This is a genomic window from Aquirufa esocilacus (genome assembly GCF_042715595.1).
In the GTDB taxonomy this organism is placed as follows: Bacteria; Bacteroidota; Bacteroidia; order Cytophagales; family Spirosomataceae; genus Aquirufa; species Aquirufa esocilacus.
Genome location: NZ_JBBKXX010000001.1, coordinates 282721 through 300005, shown reverse-complemented (window position 1 = coordinate 300005; position 17285 = coordinate 282721). Strand labels below are relative to the sequence as shown.

The window sequence follows — 17285 nt, the reverse complement described above, 5'->3', positions numbered from 1 at the left end:
AAATAAATCAATCGTGCGAAAATTAACAAAATGTTAATAAACAAACAATAAAAAAAATCAAAATAGCGAATATTCGATCGGAAAAATGAGAATAATCAGTCTTTAATACTGAAAAACAATTGATTAAGCGTATAATATTTGGAATAATACAAAATCAGTATGTTGTTAAAAATTTTGTATTTTTTTGATACAATAGCACAATTACAAGAATTGATTCAAGATCATCACACCAGCTAAACCAGTAATCGACACAATAGTCTCCATGAGGGACCACGAACGCAATGTCTCTTTCACTGTTAAATTGAAGTATTCTTTAAATAGCCAGAAGCCCGTATCGTTCACGTGCGAGAACATCAGACTACCCGCACCGATGCTCAAAACCATTAAGTTTGCGTTTACTCCACCTGAAGCCACTAAGGGGTAAATCATGCCCGCAGCTGTTAAACCTGCAATAGTGGCAGAACCCAGGCAAACGCGAATAATCGCCGCCATCATCCAGCCTAAAACAAGGGGATGAATAGGTAAGCCACCTAAGTAGGACGCAATTTCTTTGCTGACTCCAGAAACCAATAGAATCTCTTTCAAGGTTCCTGCACCCGCAATGATCAACAGAATCATGGCTACGTCTTTTACTGCCTCTCCATAGACATTCATCACCTCTTCGATTTTCTTTCCTCTACGTATACCTAAGATATAGGTAGCCACTAAAATAGCCACTAACATGACCATCGCTGGATCAGCTATAAATTTCACTACAGGAGAATCCGGCAATTGAACTTCGGCGATGGTGGTGCCTACTAATAAAAACACAGGAAAAAGGGCTGCAATGAAGCTGGCCGTTTTACTGGGCAGATTCGTTTCATCTACTTCAGCTGCTGCGAATGATTTTAAGGATTTGACGGGGAGATGGGCCAAAGTTTTGGCAAAAATAGGACCCGCCAAAATAATCGCCGGAATCGCCACCATAATTCCCAGCATCAACGTTTCCCCCATATTCGCGTGAAACTGGGCTACCAAAGCTGCGGGCGACGGATGCGGGGGTAAAAAACCATGCGCCACGGACAAGGAGGCCATCATAGGTACCCCAGCCATTAGCGGCGGAATCTTATATTGCTGTACTAAAGAGAAAATCAAAGGAATCATCAAGACAAATCCCACATTGTAAAACAAGGGAATCCCGATCACGAAACCTGTCAGCATCAGACCCCAAGTAATATTTGAAAGCCCAAAAAGATCAATTAAAGTACCTGAAATCTGTTTAGCAGCACCAGAGGCAGCCACCAATTTCCCAAGCATCGCTCCTAGCACAAGAATAACAACTAAAGACCCTAGCGTATCTCCTAGTCCTTTTTGGATGGATTTAGCGATATCAGGCAACGGCAAACCGAAACAAACGCCCGCAAAAATGCTCACGAGCAAAAAGGATATAAACGAATTGACCTTCCAGTACGTGATTAACAGTACTAAAAGGCCAAGACTAGCAATTACAATCAATAAAGTCATAGAGTGAATAGGTTATCACTCACAATTTAGCATTAAGCATTAGAAATCGCCATATGTTTCCTCTAAATATTTCTGCATCACTAAGATATCTTCTTTAGAAGTTAAGTCTGGCACATTCTCTGCTAATGGAATCGCGAAGAACCCTTTGCCCTCTCCTTCTCCAAACATCACCACAGAGGTAGGCAATTCTTTTTCATTACGCACTGGGTGGAATGGAGTTTTAGCCAAATAAGGTAAGAAAGTGCTCGCCTCAAACACAAACACATTCATACTCACGCCTAAACGACCTTGTTTCGCCATCAATTCTTCAGCCTGCTCTTTGGTCGGCTTCTCGATAATCTCCAATAAATAACCCTCCGCATCCGTGCGAATCAAGGCAAAAGCGGAGATACGCTCCTCTGGATACAATAAACTATCGCGGTGATATGAAATCAAGGCTTGAGGAACTTCAGATGCCCAAAGTGTCTTCAACGCATTCACCGAATACAAGTTATCCGAATTACACACAATCACACGACCCTTTTGCCAGTCCGCATGCTGCGATAAAGCCTGATACACCGCATCTGCCGTACCCGCTGGTTTTTCACGATCCGCTGCAATTTGTTGACGAGCGAAAACGATTTTCATTCCCCAAGTCGCGTCTTTCGCCATCAATGACTCGCAATATTCTTGAGAAACATTGTCCGTCGGGTGCAAAAGCAACATCACCTCTTCGATTCCAGCGAGATGCGCATTGTATAATTGATAGTCAATTAAGGTCTTGCCATTCTTCCCTACTTGGATCATCCCTTTAGTCACTGCATTCGCTTGTGCCACTAATTTCGGATCTAAATCACTGTTCTCCTCCGCTAAAGCTTTCTTCATGCGAGAGGCCATACCGCCCGCTAAAATCAATAATCTCTTTTTCATCTTATTTTCGTTGTTCCTTTATCTACTGTAATAATATAGGCCTTTCCTCCCACTTTCTCTATCGCCTCGACCACTTTTTCTGGGTTATTAGGGGCATAAGCAAACATACATCCGCCACCACCTGAACCGTTTATTTTTCCTCCCAAAGCTCCTGCCTCCAAAGCCGCCTGAATCATTCGATTAATCTTGGGCGTGGAAATTCGTTTATGTTCCCGCAAATTTACTTGATGTTCATTTAATAAAGAACCTAATTTCTCATCAGACCAAGCTATTTTTCCTTCAAACATCGCTTTCGCTTCTAACAACAAATCTCGATCACTAATATTCGACTGTAAAAGCACCCATTCATCATCTGTCAACAAGTCTCGGTATTTCGCGGGATCATTTTCTGTCGCTAAATCAAAATCCGGGTATTTCGCTTGGATTTTTTTCATCCCACCTAACATCCCAAACTTCACGTGACTCAAAATACCTAAGGTATCTTTAGGCTCTTCTGAATCCCCTAGAACAAAAGTTCCTAGCTCTCTAGCGTAGGTTTCTATCTGAATTTCTGGGACGCTAGCTAAATAAATCACATTCCCAACGGCCGTCGAATACTGGTCCATCATCCCGCCTGGCTCTGAAAACTCGAGCACCTCCGCTTCATAAGTGATTTCGCCTACCTGCTTTTGGGTATAGCCTAATTCGTAGATTTCATTTAAAAAATTCACCCAAGAAACGAGCAAAGCGGACGAACTAGACGTCCCGGAATTGATGGGAATATTGCCACTCACCGTTAATTCCATACCTTTGTCTAAGCGATGTCCCTTTCGTTGCAATACGTTCAGCACACTCTTGAAATAATCTCGCTCTTTTGTGTAGGCTAAGGGATAATTTAGCTCGAAAGATTCTTCCGCTCCTACATCCGGCAACGAAAAATGCACGATGTTATCCTCTCTAAAATCACCCTCGATTTGAATGCGTTTCGATATAGCGGCTGCAATCACAGGCAATCCTAAATAATCTTGGTGTTCGCCAAAAAGACATATACGACCTGGTGTTGATACGATCATCTTAAGCAGGGTGTTTCGTTAAATAATCTAATTTATAAGCCCACGTGGCTGCGATGTTTTCAGCCTTCGTAATCGCCTCTTCTGTCTTAGGTCCTTCGAACAAATCGCGTAGTGTTTCTCGGAACATCCCTAACCAACGCTCGAAGTGAGCCGGTGTAATGGGATGAATCTGATTAATCTGTAAATGGGGTCGCATAGGAGCTCCTTTATAGGATGTCCCCTGAAACAACAACATCTCCCAAAAATCATACATTTTAGGGAGATGCGTCGAGAAATCCACGTGCATCACTTCCATAAAAACCTTTCCTACTAAATCATCTGAGGGCATTTTAGCATAAAATGCATCCACAAATGTTTTAATATCAGCTTTCGAAGTGATGTCGTTTTTCATTACTTTATTTTCACTTTAGCCAGCAATTGATTGGCTACTTTCGCCCCTTGAATCACACCTTGGTCTAAGGCAGGACGGAAGTGAATCCCTCCATACAAACGAGACACAGAAGCTTCATCTGCGGCTTGTTTAAACGAGGTGAATTTACGTGGCGGCAAACCGTATGGAATCTCCGTAGAATCATTAAAGGCCACATTATCCCCATATAATTTCGTCAATACCGTAGCGGCTGCACTTGAAATAGTACTATGTCCAGAAGTATATTCTGGGAACGGTGGCGTCTGCAAAATCGGTATCCATTTTTTATCAATGCTATTATTAATGACGGTCTCCGGACGAATTCTAACGGAACGGTATTTCTCATCCCAGCAAGAAATAAAACCATCAAAAATAGACATCGAAGTCATCGCAAAAGCCTCAGCCACTTGAATATGAGACTTCTTCAATTGACGAGATACCTGACCTACTATACCTAACCAGTGACCACCCGGTGACATCTTCTTCGTAGCAAACATCGCATGACCCGTGATGTTCATTTTAAAAGGATTGCAATCCCAGAAATTAGCAATATCACGTTGCTCATTGGTTAGATTTTTCACCGTATTATACGATTCCATCACCTCTTTGTAGTAAGGAGTTCCGGGAGTTAAATCAAATTTAGAAGGTATGGGAGCCTGAAATTGCCCAGATGAATCAAGACCCACAGGACGAATTTTAGTCCAATACGGCTCGACAGCATCCATATATGCGGGCGGTGTTGGCGTCCACGTTCCTGGATCATTTGTCACCGTGAAACGGAAACCTCGAGTTTGTTTGTAGTTATCTTTTGACGCGTATTTCATGACAGATTCAGCAATCGAATCTCCTAAAGCAATGGAACGCTCATACACATCATCTGGAATACCCGTGGCTCTATAATCCTCCTCTAATTTCTTGTCGAATTCCTCATATAATTCTTGTGCAAAAGTCAATTTCTTACCCACGGATAAAAAAGCACGAGTAGAAGCTAAAGGGTAACAATATTCTTGACCTTTCTCCGGTTGCGCTACTTTTTCGAAACCATTGATTTGACCCACTAAGGAATTATACCCTTTCTCCCCATGAATAGCCGCCTCATATCCGGCGATACTTGCGTACATGTAAATACGGGAAGAAACCGGAGGAGCGAAAATATCGTGAATGATACTTTCGGTTAACATCACTTCCGCACGAATTAAAAACTCAGGATTGGAAGCCGCTTTTTGGTAGTCTTTATTCGAGCTAGAACAAGCTGCTACGAACAATACAGCGAAAAGGAAGATAATTTTTCTCATGTAGGGTTTGATTAACCTCACAAAGGTACGAAAAACGCTCATACATTTCGCTGACGAAAATCAGGATCTGGCCAAAATTTCTTCCGCCGCTTTTCTACCTGATGATAGCGCACCTTGCAGCGATGGAAATTCCAAATAATCCCCGGCTAAAATGATGCCTTTAGCTGCTCTTTTAATCGCTTCGTAGTCATCCACTTTTTGCAAGGAATGAGGAATGTCAAAGCTGTGAATGTAGGTCAATTTTTGCCCCGGCAATTGCTTTTCAAGCGCCTCTTTCACCTCTTTTTCCGTACTATTGTGAAGACTTGTCGCGGAATACAAATCCTTTCCGGTAGGAGCTAATCCCGATTTCACGTCCGTCAAACACGTAAAATGGAGCAAATGTTGCTCTCCTACTAAGCGCAATAGGGCTGGTTCTTTTGCTACTTTTTTCGCAGAAAAATAGAACGTCCTGGAACCTAGAATTTCTGGTACCTGCAACCCAAAAAGCTTTGCAGCCACCGGTAAATCCACCGCTAAAATAACGGCATCCCCCTCTATAATTTCACCCGACTTCAGGGTAATGGTAGTGGGCGAAATGGCCACAATTTCTTGATTTAACCGAAGTTTATCAGTTGGCAAACTTGCGGCCATCTGATCAGGTATCGCCTGCATTCCCTCCGCAGGAATTGCCGCATTTCCGTACAAAAATTGCTGTAAATAATAGAAAAATAAAGACGCCGGTTGCGTCAGCGTTTCTTGCAAAAAGACACCTTGAAAAAACGGGATCAAGAACTCATCCTTGAACCGATCAGAAAATGCATAGGATTCGATTAACTGTTGCGTTGTTTGCATATTCCCATCTAAGGCAGATACATTTCCCTGTAATCGAAACCAAATTCTAGCCAGTGAAAAAACATCTATGAATGTCAGGATATCGGATGAAAACAAATCGAACGGCCTACGTAACGGATTGAAAAATAACTGATCTTTGATCATGGCACCAGACTCAAAAAATTGCAGATCAAGAGCAGTCAGATCTAAAGAGCGCTGCACTTCCGGATAAGAGGTTTGCAGTACTTGAAATCCTTGGTCTAAAATAAATCCATCTTTTTTCGTCGATGAAACTCGCCCACCAAAAGTGGCTTGCTTTTCAAACAAAATGAAGTCTGTGTTGTTTTGATGTAAAATATTGGCTGCTTGCAAACCCGCAATTCCACCACCAACAATCAAGATAGGTTTCATAGATAAATTATATTTTTTAAAACACTGCAAAATTAAAATTGTTTAACATTCTTTTTATTAAATTGCAGTTTATAAATACAATAATCCTGAATGGAGTACCTAATTAAGGAAGAAGGAGAGTACCGTTACATCGATGAAGGACAAGGCGAAACCCTTTTATTACTTCACGGATTGTTTGGCGCATTAAGCAATTGGGCTGGAGTGATTAATCACTTTAAGTCAAATTACAGAGTCATTATCCCGCTGATGCCCATTCACGACATGCCTATTAAGGAGGCTGGTTGCGAGGGATTAACGGTTTTCATTGAAGGTTTTGTGAACTTTAAAGGTTTGAATACTTTCAGTGTAATAGGTAATTCATTAGGTGGCCATGTCGCACTGATTTATACTTTGCGTCATCCTGAAAAGATCCAACGTTTGATTTTAACAGGTTCTTCGGGTCTTTTTGAAAACTCGATGGGCGGCTCTTATCCAAAGCGCGGCAATTACGAGTTTATCAAAGAGCGCGTAGAATACACTTTTTACGATCCTAAAACAGCGAGCAAAGAATTAGTGGATGAAGTATTCGAAATTACGAATAGTATTCCTAAAGTGATGCGCATTATTGCCATTGCGAAGTCTGCACAGCGTAATAATATGGCCAAAGATATTGTACATATCAAGGCTCCTACCCTATTGATTTGGGGTTTAAATGATACGATTACACCTCCAGAAGTAGGGCACGAATTCAATCAATTAATTCAGGGATCCACCCTGCGATTCATTGACAAATGCTGCCACGCACCTATGATGGAAAGGCCTATAGAGTTCAACGAAATTTTAACCGAGTGGTTAAACCAGAACCCCGTCTAATATGTTGATGCTATCACACCTAAATTATGATTTACCGGTGTTGCGTTTGACAGATTCAGTCGCAAAAGCGTTGAAATCATTGCGCGCACAGGGAGTCAATGCTTTAGCTGTGGTAGAAAACAAGCAATATATCGGCTTAGTTTCAGCAGAAATCTTAAGCCTGGCATTATCTCCAGAGCAATCCTTATCTGACTTAAAAAATCATTTCTCCAGCTTCAGAATGGAAGAAGAAGAGGATGTCTTAGCCAGCTTGCCATGGTTCGATGCACCTAGTGCAGATATTATCGCCATTACAAATGCTGACAGCTTATTTAGGGGTTATTTGACCAAAGTCGAAGTAGGAAATCTCCTGTTGAACTCAGGCGTTGAAAACAAAAATGGCGGAATTATCCGGATTCCTTTTCAAGCTTCTCGCGATAGTTTGAGCACGATTATCCGAATTATAGAAGAAGAAAATGGCTTTGTAGTCCGCAGTTTTTTCCAAGAACCGAATGTGGTTTTACAGGTTCAAACGGAGGCCTTCGGCAAAATTATTTCCAACCTAGAAAGACATGGCATTTTTATTGAAAAAGCCTTTGTTTTTGGGGAGCAATTAGAAGTAGATCAAGATCGTTTTGATCATTTAATGCGTTTTATTAACCTATAATGAGTGTACAATTAGCCATTCACGGAAAAACATTTTCGGCTGAAACTAAGCCCTTAATGGAGAAAATGTGGGCGGATATTTGTGCTAAAAACTGCCAACCCATCCTCTCAAATTTCTTTAAAAACCACCTACTTGAACACGGTTTCTCGGTGGCGGAAGTACCCAGTTATTCGATTGAAAAAGGATTAGAGTCTGCAGACATGGCTTGGAGTATCGGTGGAGATGGAACTCTATTGGAAACTTTGACACAAATAGGTGCCAAAGAAATTCCCATATTAGGTATCAATACGGGCCGATTAGGCTTTTTAGCTACCCTATCACCCCCAGAAATCAGTTCCGCATTAGATACCGTTTTACAGGGAAATTACCGTATTGAAAATAGAAGTTTAGTTTCAGTACAATCAGATGTTGACTTTTTTGATGGCAAAGGTTTTGGCCTAAACGAAGTGGGAATCATGAAGACAGATACGTCTTCCATGATCACCATTAAAGCCTACGTAGACGGAAATTATTTGAATTCCTATTGGGCTGACGGACTGATCGTATCCACTGCCACTGGATCCACTGGTTATTCACTAGCGGTGGGAGGCCCTTTAGTTATCCCGAGTTCCGATATATTTATCATTGCGCCTATGAGCCCGCACAATTTAAACGTACGGCCGCTCCTGGTTTCCAGTTCAGCCGTTTTAACTTTTGAAGTTAGCTCTAGAAGTAAAAACTTTCTTATCTCTTTAGATTCGCGCTCCAAAGTCATCGACAGTCACTTCAAAATTGAAGTCAAAAAAGCCCCATTTTCGGCAAAATTGATCAAAATTCCAGGGGATGATTTCTTGCAGACGCTGAGGAGCAAGTTGAATTGGGGACTAGATGTCAGAAATTAAAAAAGAGCTTAGGCTCTTTTTTAATTTCTGACATCTAAAGAATAAAGCACAGAGCACAAAGAATAAAGATATTGCAGAAAAACATTTCATTAATCCATCCCCGCAGGGGATCCCAACTCTATTCTTTATGCTTTGTGCTCTATGCTTTACAATAATCGCTTTAATTCGTTGAGCTTAAGCAACGCCTCAATCGGCGACAACGAATTCACATCTAATTCCTTTAATTGATCCTCGATTTTTTGGAGGCCCTCCGGAATTTCTGCGCCAAAAAGACTCATCTGGTAATTAGCCTTCGGCATCTCTTTCAGCTTATCGATATTGTCTTCTAACACATGATCTTTCTCCAGGTTTTGGAGAATTTCGTGTGCACGTAGAACAAGGGAAGTAGGCATTCCGGCTAATTGAGCGACGTGAATACCAAAGCTATGGGCACTACCGCCTGGTAATAATTTGCGCAAGAAAATGATTTTATTGCCTACTTCTTTCACCGAAACGTGGAAGTTTTGGATGCGCGGAAAATCTTGAGTTAACTCGTTTAATTCGTGGTAGTGGGTGGCAAATAAGGTTTTGGCCTTATACGCAGGATGATTATGCAAGTGTTCTGCGATCGCCCATGCCATTGAAACACCATCATAAGTCGATGTTCCGCGACCAATTTCGTCCAACAAAACGAGGGAGCGAGACGATAGATTATTCAAAATCGCCGCCGTTTCCGTCATCTCAACCATGAAAGTGGATTCGCCTTTGGACAAGTTATCCGAAGCTCCCACGCGCGTAAATACCTTGTCCACTAAACCCAAAGTCGCGGATTCAGCCGGAACGTAGGATCCCATTTGAGCAAGCAATACAATCAAGGCTGTTTGACGCAATAGAGCCGATTTACCTGCCATATTGGGGCCGGTAATCATCATAATCTGCTGCGTTTTATCGTCTAAATAGATGTCGTTCGGGACATAATTTTCGCCGGCTGGCAACTGTTTTTCGATGACTGGGTGACGACCACCTTTGATATCGATAATCTCCGTTTCGTTCAAATACGGACGCACATAATTGTTCTTCTTCGCCACCGTAGCAAAGGAGGCTAACACATCGAGTGTCGCAATTCCAAGCGCATTTTGCTGAATCTGAGTTATATACCCTAATGCTTCAGACACTAATTCTTGGAATAGTCGGAATTCAATAACGGATATTTTATCTTCAGCGCTGAGAATTTTCTCCTCGTAAATCTTTAATTCTTCGGTGATATAACGCTCTGCATTCACTAAAGTCTGCTTGCGAATCCACTCCGGAGGAACGCGGTCTTTGTGCGCATTGGTTACTTCTAAATAATAGCCAAAAACCTTATTATAAGAAACCTTCAAAGAAGTAATTCCAGTGCGTTCAATTTCGCGCTTTTGGATATCGGCTAAGAAGTTCTTGCCAGAGCTTGAAAGCCCGTGTAATTCATCTAATTCCGCTAGATAGCCACTTTTAATCATCCCCCCTTGGTGCATTAACACCGGTGGATCTTCACGCAAAATCGAGTCAATTTTATCGACTAATTCCGCGCAAGTATCGAGGCTGTTCGCAAGACCCGAAAGGCTCGGTGAGGTAGAAGCCGATAGCAAGGTTTTAATCTCTGGAATCTGTTGCAAGGCCTTCTTCAAGGCATTTAATTCACGCGGATTAATGCGGCCTGCGGCGACTTTGGAAATCATCCGCTCCACATCCCCGATAGGTTTCAATAAGTCAGATACCTGATCTAATAAACTCGAAGAGGAAAGTAAACCTGCCACGCCTTCTTGGCGTTGCTCGATCGTTTTTAATTCTTTCAAGGGCAATACCAACCATTTACGAAGTAAACGACCGCCCATCGCCGTCAAGGTTTGGTCGATGAGTGCGATTAAGGGAACTCCCCCCTCTTGAGTCGGATGAATTAGTTCCAGATTTCGAATCGTAAAACGATCTAACCAAACGTATTTATCCTCCTCAATTCGTTGAATTGAAGAAATATGACCAATCGAGCGGTGCTCTGTTTCGGCTAGGTAATGTAGAATAACCCCGGCAGAAATAATGCCGAGTGGGCTATTTTCAATCCCAAAACCCTTCAGGTTTTTGGTCTTAAAATGCTGTGTTAACAGCGGGTAGGTGAATTCATGAGTAAAAATCCACTCCTCCATCGTAAAGCTGTGAAATTGTTCTCCAAACGCATCGATGAAGGCATTGCGATGTTTTTTGGGATACAAGATCTCGGCCGGCAAGAAACTTTGGACTAACTTCTGAATATAGGCCAAAGGCCCCTGCGAGCACATAAATTCTCCCGTTGAAATATCAAGCAAGGCAATTCCGTAGGTCGAAGATTTTTCTTCTACAGAAATAGCCGCCACGTAATTATTGCGTTTATTATCTAATACTTGGTCATTAAACGAAACACCCGGCGTCACTAATTCCGTTACCCCCCGCTTCACAATTCCCTTAACGGTCGCCGGATCTTCTAATTGATCACAAATGGCCACTCGCTCGCCTGCACGCACTAATTTAGGCAAATAGGTGTCCAAAGAATGGTGTGGAAAACCCGCTAATTCCGCATCGGCATTTCCATTATTACGGCGCGTCAAAACTATCCCTAAAATTTTCGAGGCTTTCACCGCATCTTGGCCAAAGGTCTCGTAAAAATCCCCCACCCGGAACAATAAAATGGCCCCTGGGTATTTCGCCTTGATTTGATTAAACTGCCTTGAAAGTGGGGTTTCCCCTTTTTTCAATGGCTCCTCTCCGTTGTCTGCTTTCCGTGCCAAATATTTCTGATCTAATAATGACAAAAATAAACCAATTTTTCTATTTTTGATTTCTCTAAACCAGATTAACAAAATGATTAACTCCTCTATTTACATTAAATCTCAACAAGAGGTTTTCGATGTAGTGATCGTAGGTTCCGGTGCGGGTGGCGGTATGGCTGCACACACGCTGGCAAAAGCTGGAGCAAAAGTGTGCATACTAGAGGCTGGACAGCCTTTTGACCCCGCCGATCCGAAAGACATGACCCAAATGAAATGGCCGTATGAATCGCTTCGCCGTGGAGCGAGTTCTTCGCTACGTAATTTTGGTGATTTCGATGCGGCTTATGGCGGCTGGGACATTGAGGGCGAGCCTTACACCCGTAAAAATGGAACAAAGTTTGATTGGTTCCGCTCTCGGATGGTGGGTGGTCGTACGAACCACTGGGGACGTATTTCCTTACGTTTTGGTCCAGATGATTTTAAAAGAAAAAGTATCGATGGCCTAGGCGATGACTGGCCGATCGGATATGACGATATGAAGCCTTATTACGATAAGGTAGACCAAATGATTGGGGTTTTTGGAACAAATGAAGGCCTAAGAAATGATCCAGATGGCTATTTCTTGCCTCCTCCTAAGCCTCGTCTACACGAATTAATGATCAAAAAGGCGAACAAAGCCTTAGGCATCCCGACCTATCCGTCGCGTATGTCAATGTTGACAAAACCGATTAACAATGAGCGTGGTTCTTGCTTTTATTGCGGACAATGTAACCGTGGTTGCTCTGCCTACGCAGATTTCTCGTCGTCATCGGTATTAGTAAAACCAGCTGTCCAAACCGGAAATACGACTTTACTTCCTTTCGCCATGGCGCGAGAAGTAATGACTGATCCAGTGACAGGCTTAGCAACAGGTGTTTCTTACGTGCACACCGGCACGATGATGGAATATTCGGTTAAAGGAAAAATCGTTGTTTTAGCGGCGTCTGCTGGAGAAACAGCTCGTTTATTATTGAATTCAAAAAGTGCACGCTTCCCGAATGGTATCGCTAATTCAAGCGGTGTCGTAGGAAAATACATCAATGACTCCACTGGAGCTTCTCGTTCCGCGATTATTCCGTCTTTATTTGACAGGAAACGCTATAACGAAGATGGTGTGGGTGGAATGCACGTGTATACCCCTTGGTGGTTAGATAACAAAAAATTAGACTTCCCTCGTGGCTACCACATCGAATACGGTGGTGGTATGGGAATGCCAAACTACGGTTTCGGCTGGGGAATCGAAGGCCTAAATGGTCGGGAGAATTTCAACCGCGATGGTATAAAGAAAGCGGCTGGTGGATACGGAGCGACCTTGAAAGAGGATTACCGCCGTTTCTATGGTGCTTACGTCGGTTTTGCAGGACGTGGGGAACCTGTGCCTCGCGAGGACAACTATTGTGAAATTGATCCGAACGTCGTGGACAAATTCGGTATCCCAGTACTTCGTTTTAATTATAAATGGAGTGATTACGAAGTAAAGCAGGCCAAACACATGCAAGACACCTTCGAAGAGATTATTCACTCGATGGGTGGCGAGGCTTTAGGCAAGAAACCAGGTGCGCAAGACAATTATGGTTTAGCAGATCCAGGACGAATCATCCATGAAGTAGGAACGGCTCGTATGGGTAACGATAAGAATACGTCGGTTCTTAATTCGAACTGCCAAGCACACGACGTGAAGAACTTGTTCGTGGCAGATGCCGCTCCATTCGTATCTCAAGGCGATAAAAACGCGACTTGGACGATTTTGGCATTATCCTTACGTACATCTGAATACATTATCGATCAACGCAAAAAAGGCAACCTGTAAGATGAAAAGAAGAGACTATTTAAAAAATATGGGCTTAAGTTCACTGGGCTTAGCCGTTTTCAATCCAGATGAAAAAGCGATTGAGAATTTAAATTTGGGCAAAGTTCCGGTCAAAAGACCGAACGGACGTACGCAAGAAGAAGCAGAACAAGAAGCAGCATTAAAAGCGGAAGTATTCTTGAACGCACACGAATTAGCAACGATTACCGTGCTATCTGATATCATCATTCCGGCAGACAAGAAATCTGGCAGTGCGTCTCAATCAGGCGTAACGGCCTTTATCGAGTTTATCGTCAAAGACAAAACGGAATTCAAGACACCTATGCGCGGTGGATTGCGTTGGTTAGATGTAGAATCGAATAAGCGTTTTTCTAAAAACTTCATCGATATTACTCCCGCTCAGCGAATTAACATCGTAGATGATATCGCTTATCCAGGTAAAACGCCGAAGCATTTAACGCAAGGAGAATCATTTTTCACTTTGATGCGCAATTTAACGGCAACCGGATTCTATACGTCTAAAATCGGTATCGAAGACCTCGAATATAAAGGGAATACTCCGAATCAATGGAATGGAGTTCCAGACGATGTATTAAAACAATATGGTTTAAGTTATGACGCCTAGTCGTTTCGTTAGACCTACTATTTTTCAATCCATTCCAGGCCTCGTGGCGGGTGTAAGCACTCGCCACGGCGGCTTAAGTGAAGCTCCTTATGCTTCTTTAAACGTAGGCGTTCACACCGATGATGACCCAGCGGTCATCGAACAAAATCTTTCGCTTTTCTGCACGGATTTAGGCATTTCACCAGTCGATTTAGCCCGTTCCTACCAGGTGCATGGCGATAAAATTTGGGTGACTGGCAGAGCGGGATATCAATCTGGATTCGATGCGATGGTTTCAGTTCAACCCGGTGTTTTTGCTGGGGTGGGAATTGCGGACTGCACGCCTATTTTATTAGCTGACCCTGTTACGCGCGTTTGTGCTGCGATTCACGCCGGATGGAAAGGGACAGTCGCACAAATAGTGCATAAGACAGCGAAACGCATGATGGAGAACCGCGGTTCTAATCCTGCAGATATACTGGCTTACATAGGCCCCTGCATTAGTTTAGCACATTTTGAGGTGGGTAATGAAGTGGCTGCTCAATTTGATTCCGCTTTTAAAACGCGCAAAGGAGCGAAATGGCATGTAGATTTAAAAGCAGCGAATGCGGCTCAGCTACAAGCGCTAGGGATTCAACAAATTGAAATAGATTCGGCCTGCACCGTGGAAAATAATGCGGACTTCTTTTCACACCGAACAGAAAAAGGTGTAACGGGCAGAATGCTTGCCCTAATTGGTTTTCAAGTTACGTAGGAACATTTGGCGATTCAAATTCTCCTTAGGCAAGAACTCATACGCCTTCTTATAATCTTTCTTCTTAAGATCTCCGTTCTTGATGGATTTAATAAAATTAATCCAAGCGAAAGGATTCGTAAAGGCTAACATAGGATCGTTAAAGAAATTCTTATTCGCCTGGGAAGTTATCATCAAATCTGAGAAATTTTTAAAGTTCGAAGATGCTCCCATACCAGCTTGCAAAGCAAATACGTTTAATTTGGACTGCTCTAAATTTCTTCTAACCGTTTCACGCTCTTTAGCATCGCGTAATTCCATCGCTAAGAATGCCTGCTTAAACTCATCTTCACTCGAATGTGGAAAGACTTTTACCTCGCGAAGCATGGTAGTCATCTCCTCCATCGGAATAATGACCTGGTGCACTAACTCCGTATCACGCGGCACGATATAGTATTTTTTCTTATATCCGATGTACGAAATCACCAAACTATCCCCTGGAAACACATACATATCTACTTGTCCGAAATTATCGCTTAAAGCACCGCGACCCGCTTGTGGATTAAAGATATAGGCCAAAGGAAGGAACTCTGAATTAGTTGAAGCTACCACACGTCCCTGAAATAACACTGTTTTGTCTTGCCCTTGCGAGAAAGCAGCTAAGGATACCAAGCAGAAAGCCAGTACACCTAAGACACGAACAGCTAATCGTTTTTTCATAAAGCCGAAATTAAACAAAAAATGAATTCGGTTCTGTTAAAGCCTGTTAAAGCTTCGCGTTTGGAAACAATTTCAAGAAAGTAATAATAAACGGAATCGATAATAATAAACCATCAAAGCGATCCAAGAAGCCTCCATGACCTGGAATAGTGTCCGCAGAATCTTTGATATTGATACTTCGCTTGAATAACGATTCTACTAGGTCTCCATAAGTACCAGCCACCACAATAATGATGCCAATTCCAAACCATTGCCAAGACTCATAATTCGTATAATAAATCGACAATACGTAAGCTACAATCATGGCTGCAATTAAACCACCGATACTTCCCTCCCAAGATTTTTTAGGAGAAACGCGTTCAAACAATTTCGTTTTGCCAAATTTAGTACCTGCGAAATAAGCGCCAGAATCACTTGCCCATAATAAGAAAAGGCAACCTAAAATAATTTGAGGGTCGTACGTTTCATTCTTCAGAAAGGCCAATACCGTCAATAAGGCAAAGGGCAGCGCTACATAAATAATCCCTAGAAAGGTGTAAGCGATGTTTTTGAAGGGCTTTTCGTCATTTGCTTTGTATAACTTAATGAAGAAAATTAAGGCCAATAAGGGTGAAAGAATGTAGTAATTCGAGTAAGCAATCTCCCCTTTCTCGATAAAAAAGGTTAACAAATGCAGTACTACACCACAAAAAGTTCCGTAAAATGTGAGCGGCAAATTATCGCTAATGCTTCCCACTAATTTGTAAAATTCCAGCTGTGCTGCGACACCAATTAATAGGAACAAGCCTAAAAAAGAATAATCACTAAACAGCACACAGAAAAGCAAAAACGGCACAGCAATGATGGCTGCGATCACGCGTTGTTGCAAATTAGACATATCTCGTAAACCCATAAATTCTATTTTTCTAACCGAAAGCTATGCAGTCGACGCAGGTAAAACACCACTAAAGCCAAAGAAATCACAACAGACCACCAAGGGGTAATTTCACTCACTTTCTCTGGATCTATATCAATTTGTTTTTGTTGGTACAAATAATGCATCGTCAAAGTCCAGCCATTATTAAATAGGTGTGCCACAATAGGGAGCCAAATATTTCGATTCCAAACATATAAATAACCAAAAAAGGCACCTAATAACATGCGCGGGAAAAATCCAAAAAATTGAAAGTGAATAAAGCTAAAAATCCCTGCGGACAACCAAATAGCTATATGGTGATTCCCAATGTAGCGCTCAAAAAGCGATTGTAAAACGCCTCTAAAGAATAATTCCTCCCCTAGCGCCGCTAAGCCCGCAATAACTGCCATACCAATGGCAAAGTCCATTGGACTTTGAAAATCAATCAAAAATTTAGTCAATTCCGCCATTTGCGTTTCCGAGGCCCTCATCCATTTCTCTGTATCCTCAAAACCAGCTGGGAAAACAAGCGATTCATTCCATTGAATAATATATTCCATTAATGGCATTCCCACCAATAAAGTAATAATGGTCCACAAAAAAAGGCGATAATCCGGAGTGGGTCCCACGGAAAGAGAATTCAAATCCCGCTTTTCTGACCAGCGCAAATAGGCCCAAGAGCTTACCACAAAGGTAAAGAGTGCCGAAAACCACTGCAAAGCCATCATCGCACGGAAAGCTCCCTCGTAGTTTTGAGGATGCGCCATAAAATCTAGCACTGATTTTTGGAATAGAATTACATCCTGCGTAGAAAAACCTACCATTAAAACGACGGATAATAAACCGATAAATTGACCTATGAAGCCACCCAATAAGAAAAATCCAAATAATATTAAGATTTTGGACAGCAATCCGATGTAACGTTCGGGGCCTTGAAAATTGTTATCTACCATA

The 17285-nt window shown here is 42.2% G+C and carries 16 protein-coding genes; 6 read left to right on the top strand and 10 right to left on the bottom strand.

The window, feature by feature from the left end:
* Positions 1 to 201: 201 nt before the first annotated feature.
* The 6 genes from SKC37_RS01290 to SKC37_RS01265 are packed head-to-tail and all read right to left on the bottom strand — an operon-like array spanning position 202 to position 6392.
* Positions 202 to 1503 carry a gluconate:H+ symporter gene (locus SKC37_RS01290; RefSeq protein WP_377979732.1) on the bottom strand — a complete coding sequence of 434 codons (1302 nt, stop codon included), beginning with the start codon at positions 1501 to 1503 and terminating at the stop codon, positions 202 to 204.
* Between the two features lie 39 nt (positions 1504 to 1542).
* Positions 1543 to 2412, bottom strand: a complete 870-nt coding sequence (locus SKC37_RS01285; protein WP_377979731.1) for a sugar phosphate nucleotidyltransferase — start codon at positions 2410 to 2412, stop codon at positions 1543 to 1545.
* Positions 2409 to 3464, bottom strand: coding sequence for a GHMP family kinase ATP-binding protein (locus SKC37_RS01280; RefSeq protein WP_377979730.1), 1056 nt, complete (start codon positions 3462 to 3464; stop codon positions 2409 to 2411). The genes SKC37_RS01285 and SKC37_RS01280 overlap by 4 nt, the downstream gene beginning before the upstream one ends.
* Before the next feature lies 1 nt (position 3465).
* Positions 3466 to 3855, bottom strand: a complete 390-nt coding sequence (locus SKC37_RS01275; RefSeq protein ID WP_377979729.1) for a group III truncated hemoglobin — start codon at positions 3853 to 3855, stop codon at positions 3466 to 3468.
* Positions 3855 to 5168 (bottom strand): vanadium-dependent haloperoxidase, encoded by a 1314-nt coding sequence (locus SKC37_RS01270; RefSeq protein WP_377979728.1) that lies wholly within the window; start codon positions 5166 to 5168, stop codon positions 3855 to 3857. Before SKC37_RS01270 ends, SKC37_RS01275 begins: the two co-directional genes overlap by 1 nt.
* A 60-nt stretch (positions 5169 to 5228) precedes the next feature.
* Positions 5229 to 6392, bottom strand: a complete 1164-nt coding sequence (locus tag SKC37_RS01265) for an NAD(P)/FAD-dependent oxidoreductase (protein ID WP_377979727.1) — start codon at positions 6390 to 6392, stop codon at positions 5229 to 5231.
* Positions 6393 to 6482: 90 nt separating this feature from the next.
* On the opposite strand from SKC37_RS01265, the gene SKC37_RS01260 reads away from it, so the two are divergent.
* From SKC37_RS01260 to SKC37_RS01250, 3 genes are read left to right on the top strand one after another with little or no spacing between them, the layout of a single operon-like run.
* Positions 6483 to 7244 carry an alpha/beta fold hydrolase gene (locus SKC37_RS01260; RefSeq protein WP_377979726.1) on the top strand — a complete coding sequence of 254 codons (762 nt, stop codon included), beginning with the start codon at positions 6483 to 6485 and terminating at the stop codon, positions 7242 to 7244.
* A 7-nt stretch (positions 7245 to 7251) separates the two neighbouring features.
* A complete protein-coding gene (locus SKC37_RS01255) occupies positions 7252 to 7890 on the top strand; it encodes a CBS domain-containing protein (RefSeq protein ID WP_377979725.1) in 639 nt (212 codons plus the stop codon).
* Entirely contained in the window at positions 7890 to 8771 is an 882-nt protein-coding gene (locus SKC37_RS01250; protein WP_377979724.1) for an NAD kinase, read from the top strand. Before SKC37_RS01255 ends, SKC37_RS01250 begins: the two co-directional genes overlap by 1 nt.
* A 146-nt stretch (positions 8772 to 8917) precedes the next feature.
* Here the strand turns inward: SKC37_RS01250 and mutS are convergent, their stop codons facing one another.
* Positions 8918 to 11548 carry a DNA mismatch repair protein MutS gene (gene mutS / locus SKC37_RS01245; protein ID WP_377979723.1) on the bottom strand — a complete coding sequence of 877 codons (2631 nt, stop codon included), beginning with the start codon at positions 11546 to 11548 and terminating at the stop codon, positions 8918 to 8920.
* Positions 11549 to 11621: 73 nt separating this feature from the next.
* Between mutS and SKC37_RS01240 the strand changes: the two genes are divergently transcribed.
* The 3 genes from SKC37_RS01240 to pgeF are packed head-to-tail and all read left to right on the top strand — an operon-like array spanning position 11622 to position 14737.
* A complete protein-coding gene (locus SKC37_RS01240; protein WP_252622345.1) occupies positions 11622 to 13379 on the top strand; it encodes a GMC family oxidoreductase in 1758 nt (585 codons plus the stop codon).
* Between the two features lies 1 nt (position 13380).
* Positions 13381 to 14004, top strand: a complete 624-nt coding sequence (locus SKC37_RS01235) for a gluconate 2-dehydrogenase subunit 3 family protein (protein ID WP_377979722.1) — start codon at positions 13381 to 13383, stop codon at positions 14002 to 14004.
* Positions 13994 to 14737: a peptidoglycan editing factor PgeF gene (pgeF, locus tag SKC37_RS01230; RefSeq protein WP_377979721.1), complete on the top strand. Its 744-nt coding sequence runs from the start codon at positions 13994 to 13996 to the stop codon at positions 14735 to 14737. Before SKC37_RS01235 ends, pgeF begins: the two co-directional genes overlap by 11 nt.
* Here the strand turns inward: pgeF and SKC37_RS01225 are convergent.
* The 3 genes from SKC37_RS01225 to SKC37_RS01215 are packed head-to-tail and all read right to left on the bottom strand — an operon-like array spanning position 14714 to position 17284.
* Complete coding sequence (locus tag SKC37_RS01225; protein WP_377979720.1) at positions 14714 to 15436, bottom strand: peptidase associated/transthyretin-like domain-containing protein; 723 nt, start codon at positions 15434 to 15436, stop codon at positions 14714 to 14716. The two genes, pgeF and SKC37_RS01225, sit on opposite strands and share 24 nt — an antisense overlap.
* Positions 15437 to 15482: 46 nt before the next feature.
* Entirely contained in the window at positions 15483 to 16328 is an 846-nt protein-coding gene (locus SKC37_RS01220) for a phosphatidate cytidylyltransferase (protein WP_377979719.1), read from the bottom strand.
* A gap of 5 nt (positions 16329 to 16333) precedes the next feature.
* Entirely contained in the window at positions 16334 to 17284 is a 951-nt protein-coding gene (locus tag SKC37_RS01215; protein ID WP_377979718.1) for a CPBP family intramembrane glutamic endopeptidase, read from the bottom strand.
* Position 17285: the final 1 nt, after the last annotated feature.

What these genes read in the sequence shown, in the direction of transcription:
- SKC37_RS01235 (WP_377979722.1), top strand. Translation starts at nt 13,381, where the DNA reads ATGAAAAGAAGAGACTATTTAAAAAATATGGGCTTAAGTTCACTGGGC.
- SKC37_RS01240 (WP_252622345.1), top strand. Translation starts at nt 11,622, where the DNA reads ATGATTAACTCCTCTATTTACATTAAATCTCAACAAGAGGTTTTCGAT.
- SKC37_RS01270 (WP_377979728.1), bottom strand. Translation starts at nt 5,168, where the DNA reads ATGAGAAAAATTATCTTCCTTTTCGCTGTATTGTTCGTAGCAGCTTGT.
- SKC37_RS01275 (WP_377979729.1), bottom strand. Translation starts at nt 3,855, where the DNA reads ATGAAAAACGACATCACTTCGAAAGCTGATATTAAAACATTTGTGGAT.
- SKC37_RS01255 (WP_377979725.1), top strand. Translation starts at nt 7,252, where the DNA reads ATGCTATCACACCTAAATTATGATTTACCGGTGTTGCGTTTGACAGAT.
- SKC37_RS01225 (WP_377979720.1), bottom strand. Translation starts at nt 15,436, where the DNA reads ATGAAAAAACGATTAGCTGTTCGTGTCTTAGGTGTACTGGCTTTCTGC.
- SKC37_RS01250 (WP_377979724.1), top strand. Translation starts at nt 7,890, where the DNA reads ATGAGTGTACAATTAGCCATTCACGGAAAAACATTTTCGGCTGAAACT.
- SKC37_RS01285 (WP_377979731.1), bottom strand. Translation starts at nt 2,412, where the DNA reads ATGAAAAAGAGATTATTGATTTTAGCGGGCGGTATGGCCTCTCGCATG.
- SKC37_RS01215 (WP_377979718.1), bottom strand. Translation starts at nt 17,284, where the DNA reads ATGGTAGATAACAATTTTCAAGGCCCCGAACGTTACATCGGATTGCTG.
- SKC37_RS01260 (WP_377979726.1), top strand. Translation starts at nt 6,483, where the DNA reads ATGGAGTACCTAATTAAGGAAGAAGGAGAGTACCGTTACATCGATGAA.
- SKC37_RS01265 (WP_377979727.1), bottom strand. Translation starts at nt 6,392, where the DNA reads ATGAAACCTATCTTGATTGTTGGTGGTGGAATTGCGGGTTTGCAAGCA.
- SKC37_RS01290 (WP_377979732.1), bottom strand. Translation starts at nt 1,503, where the DNA reads ATGACTTTATTGATTGTAATTGCTAGTCTTGGCCTTTTAGTACTGTTA.
- SKC37_RS01280 (WP_377979730.1), bottom strand. Translation starts at nt 3,464, where the DNA reads ATGATCGTATCAACACCAGGTCGTATATGTCTTTTTGGCGAACACCAA.
- pgeF (WP_377979721.1), top strand. Translation starts at nt 13,994, where the DNA reads ATGACGCCTAGTCGTTTCGTTAGACCTACTATTTTTCAATCCATTCCA.
- SKC37_RS01220 (WP_377979719.1), bottom strand. Translation starts at nt 16,328, where the DNA reads ATGGGTTTACGAGATATGTCTAATTTGCAACAACGCGTGATCGCAGCC.